Raw genomic sequence first — 20,228 nt, 5'->3', positions numbered from 1 at the left:
GCCTCAGGGTTTTCGGCGGCCAATTTCGAACGCAGCCAGATGACCCGCGATGTCGTCGGCGTCGAATGCCGGACCGGCGAACGCGCCTATGGCGTCGGAACCCCTTTTCCCGGCATTTCCTGCAATATCCAAAGCTGCCTCGTAAAGGTCCGGACGGAATACCGCCTTGGCGACTTCGAGCGCCTCGGGGCTGATCGAGGCCTGTCCCCAGCGCACCATCTGCGCATAGAGCCAGGCTGCCTGCACCGGATCGGGCCGTGCCGCCCCTTCCCGTCCGACCAGCAGATAGCGGCTGCTTTCGCGCATGGTCCCGTCCGGAGAAATTTTCAGGTGGCCGTCCAGCGTGCGCAGGATGACATCGGCATCCACGCCGATCCGCTCCGATTGTGCCAGCATCCGCGCGACCTCGGCGCGATTTTTCGGATCCTCGATGAATTCGGCGGCGCGAAAATGCGCCCGGATCAGCGCGGCTACCAGGTCCGGATTCTTCTCTGCCCAGTCCCGCCGCACCGCCAGTACCTTCTCAGCGGCACGGACCAGAATGTCGGCGACGAAATGCAGGATATGTCCGACACCGAGATCGACCGCGACGGAATTCCAGGGCGCGCCGACGCAAAAAGCATCGACGTGTCCACTGGCGAGACTGTCCACCATGTAAGGCGGCGGCAGCACCACCAGACGAACGTCTTCATCGGGATCGACGCCGCCTGCGGCCATCCAGAACCGCAACTGATAATTGTGCGTCGAGAATGGAAATGTCATGCCGAAGGTCAGGGGTTCGGCGCCGCGCTTGCGCCTTGCCGCGACCACGCGCGCGAGCGCCAGCGCGGTGACCATCGGATCGAACCGATTACCGTCTATCTCGCTCATGATCGCGGCATGCAGCGCGGGGGACACCGTGATCGCATTGCCGTTGAGGCCGAGATTGAACGGCGCCACGATCGGCACCTTGACATGGCCGAGCCCGAGACTTGAAGCGATCGCGACCGGCGCCAGCAAATGGGCGGCATCGAACAGGCCGATATTCAGCTTGTCGCGGACATTGGACCATGACACTTCCCGTACCAAGGTGACGTCGAGCCCTTCCGCGGCAGTGAACCCTTTATCGACGGCGACAATCAGCGCCGCGGCGTCAGCCAGCGGAATGAAGCCAATGTGAAGCGGCTGACCGGTCATTTCAGCAGCTCCGACGCGGTGACGATCGACTGGGCGATTTCGCCGATTTTCTTTTTCTCGCGCATCGCGGTGGATCGCAGCAGCACATAGGCCTCGTCTTCGGTCAGCCCTTTCAGCTTCATCAGGATGCCTTTGGCGCGATCGATCACCTTGCGGTCTTCCAGCGCGGATTTGGTGCGCTCGAGTTCGTCCTGTAATTTGGAGAATGCATTAAAGCGCGAGATGCAGAGATCGAGGATCGGCTTGATGCGTTCCTTCTTCAAGCCGTCGACGATGTAAGCAGAAACCCCGGCATCGACCGAGGCCTGGATCGATGCCGAATCGCTCTGGTCGACGAACATCGCGATCGGCCGGCGCACTGCGCGGCTGACCTGGAACATCTGTTCCAGCACGTCGCGGCTGGGATTTTCCAGGTCAATCAGGATCACATCGGGATCGAGCGCGTAGATACGGGCCAGCAGGTTGTGCATTTCGCTGATGTGGGTGACACCGACGAAGCCCGCCTCCCGCAACCCTTCTTCGAGGATCGCGGCCCGGATCGGGCTTTCGTCGACGATGACGATCTTGGGAGACTGGTCGGCGGTCATCGATCACTCGCATTCCGGCAAAAATATCCATAGCACGCACAAAGGCCGCTTAAAGCCTTGTAATGTTGGGCCATTGGGACTAGCTCCTGCCCATCAATCAGGCAGATCAGACATGCAGCAGGCCGCCGCGCCCAAAGTCAGCTTTGTATCCTTGGGATGCCCCAAGGCGCTGGTGGATTCCGAGCGCATCATCACGCGGCTGCGCGCCGAGGGTTACGAACTCGCGCGAAAACACGACGGCGCCGACCTCGTCATCGTCAACACCTGCGGTTTTCTCGACAGCGCCAAGCAGGAATCGCTCGGCGCCATCGGCGAAGCGATGGCGGAAAACGGCAAGGTCATCGTTACCGGCTGCATGGGCGCGGAGCCCGAACAGATCGAGGCGGCCTATCCCGGCGTGCTCTCGATTACCGGGCCGCAGCAATATGAGAGCGTGCTCGCTGCCGTGCATCGCGCGCTGCCGCCGCTGCACAACCCGCATCTCGACCTGGTGCCGCCGCAGGGTATCAAGCTGACGCCGCGGCACTACGCTTACTTGAAAATTTCAGAGGGCTGCAACAATCGCTGCAGCTTCTGCATCATCCCGAAACTGCGCGGCGATCTCGCCTCCCGGCCGGCGAACGACGTGCTGCGCGAAGCCGAAAAGCTGGTCAACGCCGGCGTCAAGGAATTGCTGGTGATCTCGCAGGACACCTCGGCCTATGGCGTCGACCTGAAATATGCCGCCAGCCCATGGAGGGATCGCGAAGTCCGCGCGAGGTTTTTCGATCTGGCGAAAGAGTTGGGCGAGTTTGGCGCCTGGGTGAGGCTGCAATATGTCTACCCCTACCCGCATGTCGATGAAGTGATCGGCTTGATGAATCAGGGCAAGATCCTGCCCTATCTCGACATTCCGTTTCAGCACGCAAGCCCCGAAATCCTCAAGGCAATGAATCGCCCCGCCGCGCAGGACAAGACGCTGGGGCGGATCAAAAAATGGCGCGAGGAATGCCCCGATCTGACGCTGCGCTCGACCTTCATCGTAGGCTTTCCAGGGGAAACTGATTCCGATTTTGCCTATTTGCTCGACTGGCTCGACGAAGCCGAGATCGACCGCGTCGGCTGCTTCAAGTATGAGCCGGTCGCCGGAGCTGCCTCCAACGCGCTCGGCCATCCCGTGCATGAAGAGGTAAAACAGCAGCGCTGGGACGCGCTGATGGCGCGGCAGCAGAAAATCTCGGCGCGCCGCCTGAAGCGCAAGGTCGGCACGAGGCAGCAGGTCATCGTCGACGAAGTCGGCCCCACCGTGTCGAAGGGCCGCTCCAAAGCCGATGCGCCGCAGATCGACGGCGCGGTGTATCTCTCAAGCCGCCGCCCGCTGCGGGTCGGTGAAATCGTCACCGCGAAGATCGAGCGCGCCGACGAATACGACCTGCATGGCAGCGTGTCGGGTTTCTAGCCCCACTTGACAGCGCCGGCCGTTCGGCTGTATGGCCGCGCTCATGACATTCAACCGGACCAAATCCCGCGCAGCTTTACGTCGTCGCTCGTTCGACGATGATGGGTCGCGCCGTGTCCGACGACAGAGCTGAAACAGATCAGCTTCAAGTTTTCGAGAAGGCCGCACCCTCAAAGTGCGGCCTTCTCGCGTTTTGGCCGACTTTTCAATCAAACCGCAGAGAGTTTTGACATGACCATTGCCACACATCCGTTCGACGCGTTGATGGACATCGCGGCGCGACCGCCGGTCGTATTCGTCAGGGGAGAAGGCTCCTGGCTGTGGGATGAGGCTGACAAGCGCTATCTGGATTTTGTACAGGGCTGGGCGGTCAATTGTCTCGGCCACTCGCCGCCTGGAATCGTCGAAGTGCTTGCAGATCAGGCCAGGCTGCTGCTGACGCCGAGCCCCGCGTTTTACAACGCGCCGAGCGCGAAGGCGCCTACGAGATCATCACTTTCGAAGGCGCGTTTCACGGCCGCACGCTGGCGACCATGTCGGCTTCTGGCAAGAAAGCCTTTGAGCCGCTGTTCGAACCCAAGGTGCGCGGCTTTCCGAAGGCCAGGCTCAACGATATCGCCTCCGTGAAAGCGCTGATCAATGACAAGACCGTCGGCGTGATGCTGGAGCCGATCCAGGGCGAAGCCGGCGTGTGGCCGGCGACGGACGCGTTCGTGCGCGAGCTGCGGACGCTGACAAGGGCGCACGGCCTGTTGCTCATCTTCGACGAGATCCAGACCGGCATGGGCCGCACCGGAAAGCTGTTCCATTACCAGCACGCCGGCATCGAGCCGGACATCATGACTCTCGGGAAAGGAATCGGCGGAGGCGTGCCGCTCGCGGCCTTGCTGGCCACCGAAGCGGCTTCCTGTTTCCAGCATGGCGACCAGGGCGGCACGTTCAACGGCAATCCGCTGATGTGCGCGGTCGGGCTCGCGGTCCTCGAACATGTCGGCCGGCCAGACTTCCTGAAATCGGTGACTGACACCGGATTGCTCCTGGCCAGCGAGTTGCAACGGATTTCCGGGCGGCATGGTCTTGGCGAGGTCCGCGGCAACGGATTGCTGCTAGCGCTCGATTTGAAACGCCCGATCGGCGCCGCCATCGTCGCGCAAGCGCTGGAAAATGGCGTGCTGCTCAACACGCCGCAACCGGACGCGCTGCGCTTCATGCCCGCGCTCAACGTCACCCACGAGGAGATCGCCGAGATGATCGACGGGCTGGACGCGATCCTGGTGAAGATGGGCGCGGCATAGGATCCGAGAGACACACTGCCGTCATCCTGAAGTGTTCGCCGTTCTTCACGGCGAGCCTCGAAGGATGGGCAACAGGCGCGTGCGACCATCCTTCGAGGCTCGCCGAAGACGGCGAGCACCTCAGGATGACGGCTCAGTTCTCTACGGCTTCAAAATCGCCGCGCCGGTGGTCGCCCGGCCTTCCAGATCAGTATGCGCCTTGGCCGCATCTTTCAGCGCATAGGCGTGATTGATCGGCACGTGCAGCTTGCCATTGATGACAGCCGCGAACAAGGTATCGGCGCCCTCGAGCAGTTCCGAGCGTTTGCCGACATAGTCATTCAGCTTCGGCCGCGTCGCGAACAGCGAGCCATGGTTGTTCAACTCGGCAATCGAGAACGGCGGCACCGGCCCTGATGCATTGCCGAAGCTGACGAACAATCCGCGCGGCTTCAGGCACGACAACGAGCCCGGGAATGTGGTCTTGCCGACGCCGTCATAGACCACATCGCAAAGTTCGTTGCGGCTGATCTGTTTCACCCGCGCGACGAAATCCTCCTCGTTGTAGAGAATAACGTGATCGCAGCCATTGGCCATCGCCAGATCGGCCTTGGCTTTGGAGCCGACCGTGCCGATCACATGGGCGCCGAGCGCCTTGGCCCACTGGCACGCCAAAAGTCCGATGCCGCCCGCCGCAGCGTGGATCAGCACCCGATGTCCCGGTTCGACCTTGAAGGTCTTGTGCAGCAGGTACCACACCGTCAGACCCTTCAGCATCAGCACCGCGCCCTGCTCGTAGGTGATGTGGTCGGGCAGCTTTACAAGCTTGTCGGCGGGGATGTTCCGCTCGGTGGCATAGCCGCCGAGATTGAAATAATAGGCGACCCGGTCGCCGGGATGAAAATTTGTCACGCCGGGCCCGACGCTGAGAACTTCACCCGCAGCCTCATTGCCGGCGATGAAGGGCAACGCCGGCGCCTTGTAAAGCCCGGTGCGGAAGTACACGTCGATAAAGTTCAGGCCGACGGCATGCTGCCGTATGCGCACCTCTCCGGGGCCCGGCGCCGGCACATCCACGGATTCATAGGTCAGGACTTCCGGCCCACCGACCTGATGGACACGCACAGCCTTGGTCATTGCTCATTCTCCCTGCGATTTTCTTGAGGACAAGCGATAGCCATTGAGGCCTGGTTGTCAACTCCGGGCATGGCAGCATATGGCGATCAAGCGGCCTTCTTGCGCTTGCGCCTGCGATTGCGTTGGGCCAGCACATTGAAGAACTCCACGGCGGCCGCGAACAGGATGGCGAAGTAGATGTAACCGCGCGGGATGTGGAACTGGAATCCGTCCGCCACCAAGGCGAGGCCGATCAGCACCAGGAATGCCAGCGCCAGCATCTTGGTGGTCGGATGATCCGCCACGAATTTCGCCACCGGGCCGGACGACACATACATGATGACGCATGCGATAATGACCGCGGCGACCATGATTTCGATATCCTGCGCCATGCCGATCGCGGTGATGATGGAATCCAGCGAGAACACCATGTCGATGATGATGATCTGCACGATGACCCAGAAGAATGCGTTCGGCTGCACCTTGGCATCGACTTCCCCATGGTGCGCCTCGACTTCGCGGTGAATCTCGTGGGTCGCCTTGCCGATCAGGAACAGCCCGCCGCCGATCAGGATGATGTCGCGCCACGACAGCGCGACGCTCTTCACCGTAATGACCGGCGCGGTGAGGCCGATTAGCCATACCAGCAGGCTCAACAGCAAAATGCGGAACACCAGCGCCAGCGCGAGGCCGATCTGCCGGGCGCGCTTTGCCTGCTGCTCCGGGATGCGCGACACGATCACCGACAGGAAGATCACATTGTCGATGCCGAGAACGATCTCCAGCGCCGTCAGGGTCAATAGTGCGGCCCACGCTTCCGGGCTTGTCAGCAATTCGATCATGCGTTGGCCGGTCTCAATAGGCGGATCACCGCGTCGCTGGCGACCACATAAAGGCCGATCGCGCATAGCGCGACCGTCACCGGCATCGCGACGTTGAAATCATACAGCAGCGTGATGACGACGAGCACCGCCCAGACGCCGATCAGGGACAGCGTCAGCCCGCGCAGGCGCGTGACGCGCACCGGGTGAATGACGTTGAACGGCACGAAGGTCAGCACGATGAGCACGGCAACAAGGAGACTTGAAAGCGCCGGCGACAGCTGCAGCAGGAACAGATAGAACGCCACCGCATTCCATAGCGCCGGAAAGCCGCGAAAATGATTGTCGGCCGTCTTCATGCGGCGATCCGCAAAATACAGCGCTCCGGTCACCACAATGCCGACGCCCAGCAGCGGCGCCGTCGGAGGCAGCAGCAGGCCGCTCGCAACGATCGCATAGGCCGGCACGAACACGTAGGTGACAAAATCCACCACGAGATCCAGCATCTCGCCCGACCACTCCGGCAGCACCCGCACCACATCGAGCCGCCGTGCGATCGGTCCGTCCAACGCGTCGACCACCAGCGCTGCGGCAAGCCACGCGAACATCGCGGTCCAGTGTTCGCGCACCGCCTCTAGCAAGGCGATCAGCGCAATGCCCGCGCCCATCGCCGTGAAGATATGCACGGAGAATGCAGCGGCGCGCGCCGTCCGGGATATCGATGCAGAATCGTGCCGGCTTGATGGGTCCATCTCTCGGACAGTGCTATCAGGAATCGTCTGGAATTGCACATCGGGGCTTGCGGCGTTCCGCCGCGCAAAGGTGCGGGAACATTATCGTGAGAGTGCGGGGTTGAAAATATCAGCGCAAACGTCAATTGTCTGTCGATGAGTGACGCGTCCGCCGAACGGGAGGGTTACGACGTTGCCGTGGTCGGCGGCGGGCCCGCCGGACTCGCGGCGGCGATCGCGCTTGCTGACGCCGGCGCGAGCACCGCATTGATCGCCCGCCGCGCGCCGTATGGCGACAACAGGACCACGGCGCTGCTTGGCGGCTCCGTCGACTTCCTGCAGCGGCTCGATGTCTGGCGCCGCTGCGAGGACAAGGCGGCGACGCTACGTGAGATGCGGCTGGTTGACGATACCGGCCGCCTGATCCGCGCGCCGGAAGTCAAGTTTTCGTCCGAAGAAATCGGCCTCGATACATTCGGCTACAACATCGAAAACCGTGTGCTGATGGATGCGCTTGAGGAGCGCGCGGCCGAGCTTGCAAATCTCATCCGGTTCGATGACGAGGCAGAAAGCGTCATCCATCGCGATGCGCATGCCCTCGTCCGCATCCGACAGGGACGGTCGCTGTCCGCGCACCTGGTGGTCGGCGCCGACGGCCGGCGTTCGCTGTGCCGGAAAGCTGCGGGCATCGCCGTCAAGCGCCGCGATCTCAATCAGGCCGCGCTGACCTTCAACATCGCGCACGCGCGATCGCATCGAAGTGTCTCCACCGAATTTCATAGCCCGTACGGACCGTGCGTGTTCGTTCCGCTGCCGGGCGACCGCTCCAGCGTGGTGTGGGTCACGGCCCCGAATGAAGCCGAGCGGCTGATGGCGCTGAGCGATGACGAACTCTCGGAAGCCGCCGAGCGGCAATCACATTCCATTCTCGGCCGCGTCAGTGTCGAGCCGGGACGTCACCTGTTTCCGCTGGCGATCGAGCAACCCCGGCAATTCGCCAAGGGGCGCATCGCGCTGGTCGGCGAAGCCGCGCATGTGTTGCCGCCGATCGGCGCGCAGGGCCTCAATATGGGGCTGCGCGATGCCGCCGATATCGCCGACATTGCCCGGGAGGCGATGCTGCAAGGCGAGGATCCCGGCTCGCCTCAGGTGCTGACTCGTTTCGATTCGGCGCGGCGTTCCGATGTGGCCAGCCGGACGTTCGTCATCGATATGGCGAACCGCTCGCTGCTTTCGGATTTTCTGCCCGTGCAGTCGTTGCGCGCGGCCGGACTGCATCTGATCGGGGCGATCGGCCCGCTTCGCCGCCTCGCCATGCGTGAAGGTTTGGCGCCGTCATGGCGGCCGGCCCCGCAGTTCAAGGAAACACCAGCTGGCCCGACGTGATCAGCCACATCAGGCTGGTCAGTGTAATGACGGAAGCAAACGTTCCGATCAGCACCGCCACCGATGCTGGCTCGATCCAGGTATCGAATTGTCGCGCGATGACAAAAACGTTCAGCGCCGGCGGCAGCGACGCCATCAGCACGGCGGTTGCCGCCCACTGCGGGGTGAACGGCCCGAGCAGCAACATCAGCGCAACCACGATCAGCGGATGAATGAGCAGCTTCACCGCGATGACGCCGGGCACCTCCCACGGGATGCGGCCGAACGGCCGCAGCGCCACGGTGACGCCGAGAACGAACAAGGCCACCGGCGCTGCGGCGTTTTGCAGGAATGCCAGCGTATTCATGATCGCGACCGGAAACTCAAGATGCAGCGCCGCGGCGAGGGCTCCGCCGCAGGCCGACATGATCAGCGGATTGAGCACGATCTGGCGGACCACGATGCCGAGCGTGTGCAGCACGGACCGGCGCTCGCCGGTGAACGCGATCAGCAGCGGCACGATCGAGAACAGGAAGATGGCGTCGCAGCAAAAGATCAACGCAGTGGGCGCGGCGGCCTTCTCACCCAGCACCGCCAGCGCCAGGCCCGGACCCATATAGCCGATATTGCCAAACGCGCCGGCGAGGCCGGCCAGCGTCGCTTCACGGAACGACAGCCGCCCGAGCAAACGCCCCACAATCATGGCCAGAACGAACGCGCTGGCGGTGCCGAGCGTGGTCGCGATCAAGAATGGCGGGTTGTTGAGTTCCGCAAACGGCGTCTTCGACATGATCCCGAACAGTAACGCAGGCAACGAGACGTAGAGCAGGAAGAAGTTCATCCACGCCAGGCCCGTCTCCGGCAGATTCTTCGATTTGCCGCAGGCAAAGCCGATGAAGATCAGTCCGAAATACGGCAGCGCGAGATTGAGGATATCGAGCATGAGCGAAGCGTCTTTTGTTGGCTATTCGCCTCGTATCAGGCGCTCGGCGGGTTGGTTGCGGGAGGATTAATTCGTCGGTTTGCCCCTAGCATCGGCCACAATCATGGTCTATTCGACGAGTTATGACAAAAACGCGGACCGCCAAATTCCAGATCGGGCAGATCGTTCGTCATCGGATCTTTTCGTTCCGGGGCGTGATCTTCGACATCGATCCGGAATTTAACAATACCGAGGAATGGTGGCTGTCGATCCCGGAGGACGTCCGTCCTCACAAGGACCAGCCGTTCTACCACCTGCTCGCGGAAAATTCTGAATCCGAATACGTCGCCTATGTTTCGGAGCAGAACCTGCTGCCCGACGATTCCGGCGAGCCGATCCGGCATTCGCAAGTCGCGGAGATTTTCGTCAAGGACAAATCCGGCAGCTATCGGCCGCGCAATCCTTCGCTGAACTAGAGCTTCCGAATTAACCGTCATCCTGAGGAGCGCGCCCTTTTGGGGGCGCGCGTCTCGAAGGATGGGCAACGAGCGCAAGTGGCCATCCTTCGAGACGCCGCGCAAGATGCGCGGCTCCTCACGATGACGTTCCAGCTTTTGTTCGAGAAAAAAGGCGCCCTGATTGGAGCGCCTTTTTCGTTTGCAGACGACAGTGTTACTTCGCGGCCGGATTGGCCGCGCCGCCGGCGGGCTGGTTGGCCTCGAGCTTGGCGCGCGCTTCGGCGGCGCGCTTCTGCAGCTCTTCCTGCAGCTTCTTCTGGGTTTCCTCGAAAACCTTCGGATCGGTCGGCGGGCCGTCATAGGCCTTGGCGAATTCCGCCAGCGGCAGCGGCAGCGTCAATGGAGCGCCATTGGAGTTGATCGCCTGGACCACCAGGTTCTGTCCCTTTTTGAGGTTGCCGATCAGTTCCGGCGTCACGTCATAGTCGGACATGCAGCCATTCTGGAAGCAAATCACATAAGGAGCCTGCGCCGGCGCATTGGCGTCGACGATGACGCGGGTACCGTGAACGAGCTGCATGCCGAGGGGGAGCGTGACACGCAGGATCTTCTTCGGATCGCCTTCCGGCTCGATGATCACCGCGGCGATCACGGGCTGGCCCGATTCGATGCGGCCGTCCTTGCCGGTGAAGCAAACCTGCTTGGCGCTTGCATCCTGCCCCTTCAGGCAGAATTTGGTCCACGGCGCGTAGATCAACTGAACCTGGTCGGCGGCCGGCTGGGCTCCCGCGGCGGGGGCGGGTGCGGCCGGTGCCTGCGCAGCGGGGGCCGGGGCTGGCGCCGCTTTCGGGGCGGCCTTGGGTGCCGCAGCCTTGGGAGCGGCTTTGGGTGCCGGCGCGGGTGCACCGGGCGCTGGAGCGGGTGTCTGGGCCTGGGCGTCGGGAATGAGGCAGGTTGCTGTCAATGCCGTCGCCGCCAGCAGGGCCAAAACCCGCCCACGCGGCCAGGCCGACGCGGCCAAGATACGGAAATTCATTGCGGAAAACCCTTTCTGAACGGTGGCGCTCGAAACCGCGACCAAGGCGCCGAAAGCTGCCGCTTTGAGCGGCTGTCTCTTTGCCAAATGAGGCGGTTGCGTGACAGGCCGCGCTGTCATGGTCAATTGCACGCCTTCAATACAGCGGCGGGCGAAAAGATCAATGGCGACAGCCATCTTAACGCCCTCGGCATTGCGCGCAGCGTCAGCGCCTATGGTAAAATTTCGTTGTGAACCAACCCGAATCAAACCGCCGCCTTGTCCAGCGAAATTCGCGGCCGGCACGGCGCCGCGCGTTTTGCCTGGTGGCCACCCTCGGCCTCCTGCCGGGGATTGCCACCTGCCCTGCCGCCGCGCAGCCGAGCTACGCCATCGCGATGCACGGCGCAGCGGCGTTGCCGGCCGACTTTTCCCATATGCCCTATGTCAATCCCGGCGCGCTCAGGGGTGGCCGGCTGGTGCAGGGCCTGCTTGGCACGTTCGACAGCCTCAATCCCCTGATCGTCAGGGGCCTTGCGGTCCAGCAGATCCGCGGCTTCGTGGTCGAAAGCCTGATGGCGCGCGGCAATGACGAGCCGTTCACGCTTTACGGCCTGCTCGCCAAGAGCATCGAGACCGACGATGCGAGATCCTACGTTACCTTCCGGCTCGACCCCAAGGCGCGTTTCTCCGATGGCGAGCCGGTGCTTGCCGAGGACGTGGTGTTTTCGTGGGCCTTGCTGCGAGACAAGGGCCGTCCCAATCATCGCTTGTACTACGCCAAGGTAGCCAAGGCCGAGGCGCTGGATGCGCGCACGGTGCGGTTCGATCTCGGCGGCGCCAACGACCGCGAACTGCCCCTTATCCTTGGGTTGATGCCGGTGCTGCCGAAGCATGCCGTCGATGTCGCGACTTTTGAGGAAACCTCGATGACGGCGCCGATGGGTTCGGGGCCTTATCGAGTGACCGCGGTCAAGCCCGGCGCAAGCCTGACGCTGACGCGTAACGCGGATTACTGGGGCCGCGATCTGCCGGTCAACCGCGGCCTGTGGAATTTCGACGAGATCAGGCTCGATTTCTACCGGGAGGCTAACGGCGCGTTCGAGGCGTTCAAGCGCGGCCTGTACGATTTCCGCGTCGAGCACGAGCCGCTGCGCTGGCACGACGGCTATGATTTTCCTGCCGTCCGCAATGGCGAGGTGATCCGCGACGTCATCAAGAGCGGCATGCCGCAGCCCTCGGAATTCCTGGTGTTCAACACAAGGCGGCCGATGTTTTCGGACATCCGCGTGCGGCAGGCGCTGACGCTGCTGTTCGATTTCGAGTGGATCAACCGCAACTACTTTTTCGGGCTCTACGGGCGCGCCGGCGGCTTCTTCGCCGGGTCCGAATTGTCGGCCTACGCCCGCGCCGCGGATGACCGCGAACGTTTGCTGCTGAAGCCTTATGCATCCCGCATGCCCGCGGACATTCTTGACGGGACCTGGCGTCTCCCCGTCAGCGACGGCTCGGGCCGTGATCGCACGACGTTGCGCAACGCGCTCGCCCTGTTGTCTCAGGCCGGTTACGATCTCGACGGCACGGTATTGCGCCAGCGCGCGACCAGCGCACCTCTCAGCTTCGAAATTCTGGTGACGACGCGCGATCAGGAACGTATCGCGCTGGCGTTCCAGCGCGACCTCAAGCGCGCCGGTATCGAGGCCACAGTGCGCGCGGTCGATGGCGTGCAGTTCGATCAGCGGCGTCTCAGTTTTGATTTCGACATGATCCCGAACCGCTGGGATCAGTCGCTCTCCCCCGGCAACGAGCAATCCTTCTACTGGGGTTCTGAAGCCGCCGACAATCAGGGCACGCGGAACTACATGGGTGCAAAAGATCCGGCTATCGACGCCCTGATCGCGGCGATGCTGGAGGCGCGCGAACATCCTGACTTCGTGTCCGCGGTGCGGGCGCTCGACCGCGCCTTGATGTCCGGCTTCTATGCAATTCCCCTGTACAACGCGCAGGAACAATGGATCGCCCGCTGGAATCGGATAGAACGGCCGGCAGTCACCGCGTTGTCGGGGTATCTGCCGGAAACCTGGTGGCAAAAGCCCGAGCCAAGTCAAAAGTGATCCTGTGATCCAGACCGCTGCACCGCCAACACTAGACGGCTTGTTTCGCCGGCTGCTGGCGCGCCAGCCGGATGCGCTGGCGCTGGCCGACCCACCCGACAAGCCCCGCGTCACCGGGCAGCCGCAGCAACGCCTGACATTCGCGCAAGCCGACCGGGCAATCGCCGCACTGGCGGCGCATTTTGTCGAGGCCGGATTGCCGGCCAATTCGGTGATCGCGGTCCAGCTGCCCAACACCGTCGAATTCGTTCTGACGGTGCTGGCCGCGCATCGCGCCGGACTTGTGGTGGCGCTGTTGCCGCAGCTATGGCGGCAGGCGGAAATGACGGTGGCGCTCAATCGCACCGGCGCGCGCGCGGTCGTGACCGTGAGCCGGATAGACGGCGTTAGCCACGCCGATTTGGCCATGAACGCCGCGGTAGAGGCGTTTTCGATCCGCCACGTCTGCGGCTTCGGCGACGATCTGCCGGAAGGCATGGCCTGCCTCGACGATGTGATCGCAAACGGGCCTGCCGCCGCCCCCACCGCGACGCAGGACGGCCGCCGTGCCGCGATCATTTCCTTCGACGTCACGGCGGAAGGGTTTCGCGCGGTGCCGCGCACGCACCTGCATCTGATTGCCGGCGGCCTCGCGATCTTCCTCGAAAGCGGCGTGCCGCAGGGCGCGACCATCGTGTCCGCATTCGCGCCATCGTCATCTGCGGGCCTCACATCGTCGTTGGTGATCTGGCTGCTGAGCGGCGGCGCGCTTATCCTGCATCATCCCTTCGATGCCGGCGTGCTGGAACAACAGATCGGCGAACAGGGCTGCAATGTCCTCGTTGCCCCCGCGACGCTGGCCTTGCGGCTGGCCGAGGCCGGGATGCTGTCGCGGATGCCGGCGCTGCGCCGCGTGATCGGGCTCTGGCGCGCGCCGGAACAGGTGGCCTCGTCACCGCCATGGTCGACTGGACAGGCCACGCTGACCGACGTCTATTTGTTTGGCGAGGCCGGTCTGTTTGGCGCCTGCCGGGCGGACGATGGCGCGCCGAACCCAGTTCTGCCAGGACCGCAACGCGCGCCTCGGGATGCGGAGGACGCCTCGATCACCGGCGAGATTCTGCTGACACCGAAGGGAACGCTGGCGTTGCGCGGGCCGATGATTCCCGTTGCCGCCTATGCGACAGCAACCCCTTCGGGCAATTTCCTGATCGCGCAGCCCCTGCTCGACCATGTCGATACCGGCTATGCCGCGCGGCTCGACCGCACAACCGGCGCGCTCTGCATCACCGCGCCGCCGTCCGGGATCATGGCCGTCGGCGGCTACCGTTTTCTGGCGCACGACCTGCAGGAGTGGGCCAAGCGGCTCGGACAGGGCGCGCTGCTCACCGCGCTGCCGGATCGCTTGAGCGGCCACCGCCTCGCCGGCCGCGCCCAGGACAATGCCAGGGCCCGCGAAGCATTCTTAGAGCTTGGCCTCAACCCGTTGATGTCCGAAGCATTTCGCGACTCGCGCGCCGCATCCGGCTGATCGAAATCCACGGCGGACGTTGACGCGGCATTAAGGGCGGCGAATTAGGATTCCCGTATTCATTGTCCGCGCTCGCCCGAGTTCGAGATGTCCCAGCAAGGCCTGATTCTGATCGTGTCGTCCGGCGAGCCTTCGCCGCTGGCGGCAGCGCTGTCCGAAACGAAAATGTTTCCCGTGATCGAAACCAGCTGGACCGAGGCCGCTCACGCTGTCGAACAGTTGCAGCCGGCTGCCCTGCTGGTGTCGGGAGATGCCGGACCGGGATTGGCGGCGCTTGCTGCGCAAATCGCGGAGATCAAGCCTTACGTGCCGCTTGTCGTCATCGATCCCAAGGGGGCATTGCCCGAAAACGCGCTGCCATTTTCCTCGACCGGCGGCAGCTTCGAGCGCTTGAGCGGACGCCTTCGCGCCGCGCTGCGGGTGCGCTCGCTCCATGCCACCGTGCTGCGTCGCATGCTCGACGATCCCATCGCGCAACCGGCATTGACGGACCCCGATCCGATCCAGGATGCAACCGTGCTGCTGATCGGCCGCGGCGCGGCCTATCCGGCGCTTTCGGTTGCGTTGGGTGAGCGAATGGGCGTGGTCGGCGCGCTCAGCATCGAGGCGGCCGCCAAGCACCTGAATGTGCGCGATCTCGACGGCATTGTACTGGCTGAGGGTTTCAGCCCGCGCGTGCTCGACGCCTTCCTCACGGTGCTCGCCGAAGACGTCCGGTTCCGCCATCTCCCTGTGGTGGTGAGCGTCGAGGGCCTGACGCCGAGCTACGATCTGCCGAACCTCGAACTGATCAGCGGCGAGCCCGCCCGCATTGCCGCCAATGCCTTGCCGCTGATCCGCCAGCACGCATTCGAGGCCGGTTTGAGCCGCGCGCTGAAGTCGATCGATGCCGGCGGGCTGCTCGATACTCGAACCGGTCTGCTGACTCTCGCGGCCTTCAACCGCGACTTTGCAACGGCGGTCTACCAGACCCAGTCGCGCGGCGGCGGGTTGTCGGTGGCGCGATTTTCGTTCGGCCCAAGCCACGAACGCGCGCAGCTCGATGGCGGGCGTATCATCAGCCGCCTGATGCGGCAGATGGATTTTGGCGCGGTGCAGGACGACGGATCGATAGTGGTGGCGTTCGCCGAAACCGATCTGCGCAATGCACATATGATCGCTCGCCGGCTTGGCAGCGTCATGAAGCACACGATCCATACCAAGCGCGCGCAGCGCGTCGAGCCGGACGTGACCGTGGCGACGTTACTGGCGACCGATTCGGCAAAGTCGATGCTGGCGCGCCTCACCGCCGAGGGCCGCCGCGCGGCTTCCTGAACTTTCGGAAATGGCGCTGGCCGTGTGACTCGTGCCCCGGACGCAGCGCAGCACGAAGTGATGCGCTGCAGAGCCGGGGTCGTAACGACGGCAGCATTCGTGACGGTCCCGGCTCTGCGGAGCAGCGTGAAGAACGCTGCACCGCGTCCGGGACGCGATGGTCTCACGCCGCCTTGCGATCCTCGGCGAGGTTGGCGAGCTGCCGCAGGATTTCGGTAGTGCCCATCAGCCGCTCTTCCGGCGTTTCCCATTCCTGGAAGAACACCACCTTCATGTCGGGCCGCACCTTGGCCGCCTGTCCGTGCTGCCGGATGAAAGTGACCAGCCGCTCCGGCTGCGCGAACTTGTTGTCGCGGAACGTAATCACCGCGCCCTTCGGTCCGGCGTCGACCTTCTCCACATTGGCTCTGCGGCAATAGCCCTTGATCGCGGCGATCTTGAACAGATAGCGCACCTCGTCCGGCAGCACGCCGAAGCGGTCGCGCAGTTCGGCGGCGAAATTGTCGATCTCGTCGTCGGTATCGAGGTCGGCCAGCCGCCGGTACAGCGACAGCCGCACCGCGAGGTCGGCGACGTAATCCTCCGGAATCATCACGGGCATGCCGACCTTGATCTGCGGCGACCAGCGGTCCGCCGCAGGTTCGGTTACGCCGGCCTTGAGGTTGAGGATCGCCTCCTCCAGCATCGATTGATAGAGCTCGAAGCCGACTTCCTTGATATGCCCTGACTGTTCCTCCCCGAGCAGGTTGCCGGCGCCGCGGATATCGAGATCGTGGGAGGCGAGCTGGAAACCCGCGCCGAGGGTTTCCAGCGACTGCAGCACCTTCAGCCGCCGCTGGGCTTGCGCCGTGATCTTCTGCTGCGCCGGCAGCGTGAACAGCGCATACGCCCTCAATTTGGACCGCCCCACCCTTCCGCGCAGCTGATAGAGCTGCGCAAGGCCGAACATGTCGGCGCGATGTACGATCAGCGTGTTGGCGGTCGGAATATCGAGGCCGGACTCGATGATGGTGGTCGACAGCAGGACGTCGTATTTGCCGTCGTAGAAAGCCGACATGATGTCCTCGATGACAGTCGGCGCCATCTGCCCGTGCGCGACGGCGACCTTCATCTCCGGAACATGCTTGTCGAGGAAGTCCTTGACGCCTGCGAGATCCTCGATCCGAGGCACGACATAGAACGCCTGGCCGCCGCGATAGCGCTCGCGCAGCAGCGCTTCGCGGATCATCAAGGGATCATGCGGCGCAACGAAGGTGCGTACCGCCAGGCGGTCCACCGGCGGCGAGGCGATGATCGACAGATCGCGCACGCCGGTCAGCGCCAGCTGCAGCGTGCGCGGGATCGGCGTCGCGCTCAACGTCAGCACGTGGACCTCGGCGCGCAGCTGCTTTAGCCGTTCCTTGTGAGAGACGCCGAAATGCTGTTCCTCGTCCACGATCAGCAGGCCGAGGTCCCTGAACTTGATTGACTTGCCCAATAGCGCGTGGGTGCCGACCACGATATCGACCACACCCTCGGTGATGTCCTTCTTCACCTGCGTCAATTCCTTCGGCGCGATCAGCCGCGAGGCCTGCGCGACCCGCACCGGAAAACCGCGGAACCGCTCGGTGAAAGTTTTGGCATGCTGCCGCGCCAATAGCGTGGTCGGCACCACCACCGCGACCTGCTTGCCGTCGAGCGCGGCTGCGAAGGTTGCGCGCAACGCGACCTCGGTCTTCCCAAAGCCGACGTCGCCGCAGATCAGGCGGTCCATCGGCCGGCCGCTTTCGAGGTCTTTCAGGGTGGCGTTGATGGCGCCGAGCTGGTCCTCGGTCTCCTCGTAGGGAAAACGCGCGCAGAACTCATCATAGGTATGCGGTTGCACCGGGAACCTCGGCGCCTCATGCAGATGCCGCTCGGCGGCGATCTTGATCAATTCGCCGGCGATCTCGCGGATGCGGTTCTTGAGTTTCGCCTTGCGTGCCTGCCAGCCGCTGCCGCCGAGCCGGTCCAGTTCGACATTGGCGTGGTCGGAGCCGTAGCGCGACAGCAGCTCGATATTCTCGACCGGCAAAAACAGCTTGGTTTCGGCCGCATAGTGCAGCTCCAGGCAATCGTGCGGCGCACCGGCGACCTCCAGCGTCTGCAGCCCGACGAAGCGGCCAATGCCGTGCTCGACATGGACGACGAGATCGCCCGCGGCCAGGCTGGTGACCTCGGAAATGAAATTGTCCAGCTTGCGGGCCGCTTTCCGCGGCCGCACCAGGCGGTCGCCGAGAATGTCCTGCTCGCTGATGACGGCGATATGGTCGGTCTCGAAGCCGGATTCCATCCCGACCACGGCCAGCATCGCCTCGTTGCGCGGCGTGGCCTGCACGGTGCGCCAGGCATTGACGCTGGTAAGGTTATGCAGTCTGTGGTCTTTCAGCATGCTCGCCATGCGGTCGCGGGAGCCTTCGCTCCACAGCGCGATCACCACTTTCTTCCGCTGGGCCTGCAACGCCTGCACATGGGCGACCACGACCTCGAACACATTGATCGAACTGTCGGCGCGTTCGGGCGTGAAATTACGGCCCTGCCGCGCGCCGGCATCGACCACGCCAGCCTTGTCCTCGGGCACCGCGAACGGCGTCAGCCGTGCCAACGCGGCCTCGCCGAGACGTTTGGTCCATTCGTCCTCGGTGAGATAAAGCCTGTCGGGCGGCAGCGGCTTGTAGACCGCGCCGCCGCCGGGGTGCTCCATCGCTTCGCGCCGCGCCTCGTAATAGTCGGCGATCTGCTTGAAGCGCTCGCGCGCGGCGTCTTCGCCTTGCGGCTCGATCGCGATTGGCGCATCGCGGAGATAGTCGAACAGCGTGTCCATCCGCTCCTGGAACAGCGGCAGCCAGTGTTCCATGCCAGGATGGCGGCGGCCTTCGCTGACCGCCTCGTACAGCGGATCGTCGCGCTCCGGCGCGCCGAAGGCTGCGACATAGCCCATGCGAAAGCGCCGGATCGTCTCGGTGACCAGCTGGAATTCCGAGATCGGCACCAGATCGAGGCCACGCATGTCGAAATGCGTGCGCTGGGTTTCGGCGTCAAAGCTGCGGATCGATTCCAGGCTGTCGCCGAAGAAATCGAACCGCACCGGCTGGTCGAGCCCCGCCGGAAACAGATCGAGAATGCCGCCGCGAACCGCGTATTCGCCGGGTTCGCGCACCGTGGAGGAGCGGCTGTAGCCGTTGTGCTCCAGCCAGGCGATGATGCTGTCCATCGGCACCACATGGCCGGGCGCCACCGACAGCGCCTGCGCTGCGATCATCTCGCGCGCGGGCACGCGCTGCACGATGGCGTTGACGGTGGTCAGCACGATCAACGGCTTGTCGCTGCCCTGCAGGCGCGCGAGTCTGGCGAGCGTGGTCAGCCGTTGCGCCAAAATGCCGCCATGCGGCGATACCCGGTCGTAGGGTTGGCAATCCCATGCCGGGAATTGCATCACCGACAGATCAGGCGCGAAGAATTCCAGCGCCCGGGCGAGCTGCTGCATGCGCGGACCGTCGCGGCACACCACGGCAAGGCTGACGGCCGGCGGTTTTGGCCGCGCCGCGACGGCGCGCGCGAGATCGGAGACGACCAGGCCTTCGGCGCCCTCGGCGACATTGGCCAGGGTCAACGCGCGTCCGGGGCCGAGCAACTCCGCCGGCGATCGGGTCGGCGATTTCATGCGTCGTGATCCATGACGCGAAACGACTTGATGCGGTCGAACAGCGCGGTTCGGTACTCCGGCGCAAGCACAGCGCCGCTGCTCAAGGCCGCGTACAGGTCGGGCTCGGGTACCTCGATCAGGTGGTCAAGCTGGGTCAATTCGGCGTCCGTGAGATCGGCGATGGCGGCATCGGCGAAGCGGCCGAGAATGAGGTCCATCTCGCGGGTGCCGCGATGCCAGCAGCGGAACAACAGCCGCTTGCGGCGGTCATCGAGGCCGTCGCTCGATCGTGTCGATCCCGTCATTTGTCCATTCCATCCGAACGCCAAAAGCCCGGACGTGCCGGGCGGGGTTGATATAACGATGGCGGTCATGATTGTCAGCCCTTCCCTCCTGCGAATTATCAACCGTGTCGTCATTGCCGGGCTCGACCCGGCAATCCATCTCTCAGCGTCATTGCCGGGCTTGACCCGGCAATCCATCTTCTTCGAAAGAGTCTTCTCGAAGTGTGATGGATACGCGGGTCAAGCCCGCGTATGACGTGGTGTGTGGGGTGGGCGCTGGTGCATTTCATCGCACTGATTGCTCCGGGCAAGCGTCATCGCCGCCCGCAAATCCCTTCGCGTGAATGGTGGGTTCAGTGAACCTCCCTCGAGAAGAAAAGAGGGAGGCGGAACGCCGAAAGGCGCACCTTGGTAACAGCCGCGGCTTGATTGCCGGATC

At 63.7% G+C, this 20,228-nt stretch carries 15 protein-coding genes and 1 pseudogene; 7 read left to right on the top strand and 9 right to left on the bottom strand.

Annotated elements, in window-relative coordinates; all coding sequences use genetic code 11:
• Positions 1–3 precede the first annotated feature (3 nt).
• Positions 4–1,176, bottom strand: a complete 1,173-nt coding sequence (locus VGP39_RS02705; RefSeq protein ID WP_327566562.1) for a CmpA/NrtA family ABC transporter substrate-binding protein — start codon at positions 1,174–1,176, stop codon at positions 4–6.
• Positions 1,173–1,763: an ANTAR domain-containing response regulator gene (locus VGP39_RS02700; protein WP_327566561.1), complete on the bottom strand. Its 591-nt coding sequence runs from the start codon at positions 1,761–1,763 to the stop codon at positions 1,173–1,175. Before VGP39_RS02700 ends, VGP39_RS02705 begins: the two co-directional genes overlap by 4 nt.
• A gap of 112 nt (positions 1,764–1,875) precedes the next feature.
• On the opposite strand from VGP39_RS02700, the gene rimO reads away from it, so the two are divergent.
• Both rimO and VGP39_RS02690 read left to right on the top strand, forming a co-directional pair.
• Positions 1,876–3,201 (top strand): 30S ribosomal protein S12 methylthiotransferase RimO, encoded by a 1,326-nt coding sequence (gene rimO / locus VGP39_RS02695; protein WP_327566560.1) that lies wholly within the window; start codon positions 1,876–1,878, stop codon positions 3,199–3,201.
• A gap of 231 nt (positions 3,202–3,432) precedes the next feature.
• Positions 3,433–4,496, top strand: a pseudogene (locus VGP39_RS02690) (aminotransferase class III-fold pyridoxal phosphate-dependent enzyme).
• Between the two features lie 141 nt (positions 4,497–4,637).
• Here the strand turns inward: VGP39_RS02690 and VGP39_RS02685 are convergent.
• The 3 genes from VGP39_RS02685 to pcsA form a co-directional block, all read right to left on the bottom strand.
• Positions 4,638–5,612, bottom strand: coding sequence for a quinone oxidoreductase (locus tag VGP39_RS02685; RefSeq protein WP_327566559.1), 975 nt, complete (start codon positions 5,610–5,612; stop codon positions 4,638–4,640).
• Positions 5,613–5,698: 86 nt separating this feature from the next.
• The gene (locus VGP39_RS02680; protein ID WP_327566558.1) at positions 5,699–6,433 is read right to left on the bottom strand and encodes a TerC family protein; all 735 of its coding nucleotides are present in this window, start codon (positions 6,431–6,433) and stop codon (positions 5,699–5,701) included.
• Positions 6,430–7,164 carry a phosphatidylcholine synthase gene (gene pcsA / locus VGP39_RS02675; RefSeq protein ID WP_327566557.1) on the bottom strand — a complete coding sequence of 245 codons (735 nt, stop codon included), beginning with the start codon at positions 7,162–7,164 and terminating at the stop codon, positions 6,430–6,432. The genes VGP39_RS02680 and pcsA overlap by 4 nt, the downstream gene beginning before the upstream one ends.
• A gap of 135 nt (positions 7,165–7,299) precedes the next feature.
• Between pcsA and VGP39_RS02670 the strand changes: the two genes are divergently transcribed.
• On the top strand, positions 7,300–8,529 hold the full coding sequence (locus tag VGP39_RS02670) for a UbiH/UbiF family hydroxylase (RefSeq protein ID WP_327566556.1): 1,230 nt from the start codon (positions 7,300–7,302) through the stop codon (positions 8,527–8,529).
• Here the strand turns inward: VGP39_RS02670 and VGP39_RS02665 are convergent.
• Positions 8,501–9,451, bottom strand: coding sequence for an AEC family transporter (locus VGP39_RS02665; protein WP_327566555.1), 951 nt, complete (start codon positions 9,449–9,451; stop codon positions 8,501–8,503). The two genes, VGP39_RS02670 and VGP39_RS02665, sit on opposite strands and share 29 nt — an antisense overlap.
• 122 nt (positions 9,452–9,573) lie before the next feature.
• Here VGP39_RS02665 and hspQ point away from each other — a divergent pair, with 122 nt between their 5' ends.
• Positions 9,574–9,906, top strand: coding sequence for a heat shock protein HspQ (gene hspQ / locus VGP39_RS02660; protein ID WP_327566554.1), 333 nt, complete (start codon positions 9,574–9,576; stop codon positions 9,904–9,906).
• A 196-nt stretch (positions 9,907–10,102) separates the two neighbouring features.
• Here hspQ and VGP39_RS02655 read toward each other — a convergent pair whose 3' ends face one another.
• Positions 10,103–10,924 (bottom strand): invasion associated locus B family protein, encoded by an 822-nt coding sequence (locus tag VGP39_RS02655; RefSeq protein WP_327566600.1) that lies wholly within the window; start codon positions 10,922–10,924, stop codon positions 10,103–10,105.
• Between the two features lie 305 nt (positions 10,925–11,229).
• On the opposite strand from VGP39_RS02655, the gene VGP39_RS02650 reads away from it, so the two are divergent.
• The 3 genes from VGP39_RS02650 to VGP39_RS02640 all read left to right on the top strand — a co-directional run bounded on the left by VGP39_RS02650 (position 11,230) and on the right by VGP39_RS02640 (position 15,841).
• Positions 11,230–13,017 carry an extracellular solute-binding protein gene (locus VGP39_RS02650; protein WP_327566553.1) on the top strand — a complete coding sequence of 596 codons (1,788 nt, stop codon included), beginning with the start codon at positions 11,230–11,232 and terminating at the stop codon, positions 13,015–13,017.
• A gap of 4 nt (positions 13,018–13,021) precedes the next feature.
• Positions 13,022–14,527, top strand: a complete 1,506-nt coding sequence (locus tag VGP39_RS02645) for a class I adenylate-forming enzyme family protein (RefSeq protein ID WP_327566552.1) — start codon at positions 13,022–13,024, stop codon at positions 14,525–14,527.
• 87 nt (positions 14,528–14,614) lie between these two features.
• Positions 14,615–15,841: a GGDEF domain-containing protein gene (locus VGP39_RS02640; protein ID WP_327566551.1), complete on the top strand. Its 1,227-nt coding sequence runs from the start codon at positions 14,615–14,617 to the stop codon at positions 15,839–15,841.
• A gap of 163 nt (positions 15,842–16,004) precedes the next feature.
• Here VGP39_RS02640 and mfd read toward each other — a convergent pair whose 3' ends face one another.
• Together mfd and VGP39_RS02630 are read right to left on the bottom strand one after the other, a co-directional pair.
• Entirely contained in the window at positions 16,005–19,523 is a 3,519-nt protein-coding gene (mfd, locus tag VGP39_RS02635) for a transcription-repair coupling factor (protein WP_327566550.1), read from the bottom strand.
• Positions 19,520–19,810 carry a succinate dehydrogenase assembly factor 2 gene (locus VGP39_RS02630; protein WP_327566599.1) on the bottom strand — a complete coding sequence of 97 codons (291 nt, stop codon included), beginning with the start codon at positions 19,808–19,810 and terminating at the stop codon, positions 19,520–19,522. The genes mfd and VGP39_RS02630 overlap by 4 nt, the downstream gene beginning before the upstream one ends.
• Positions 19,811–20,228 lie beyond the last annotated feature (418 nt).

It is taken from the genome of Bradyrhizobium sp. (assembly GCF_036009065.1).
GTDB lineage: Bacteria > Pseudomonadota > Alphaproteobacteria > Rhizobiales > Xanthobacteraceae > Bradyrhizobium.
This window is presented reverse-complemented; position numbering and strand designations above follow the sequence as displayed.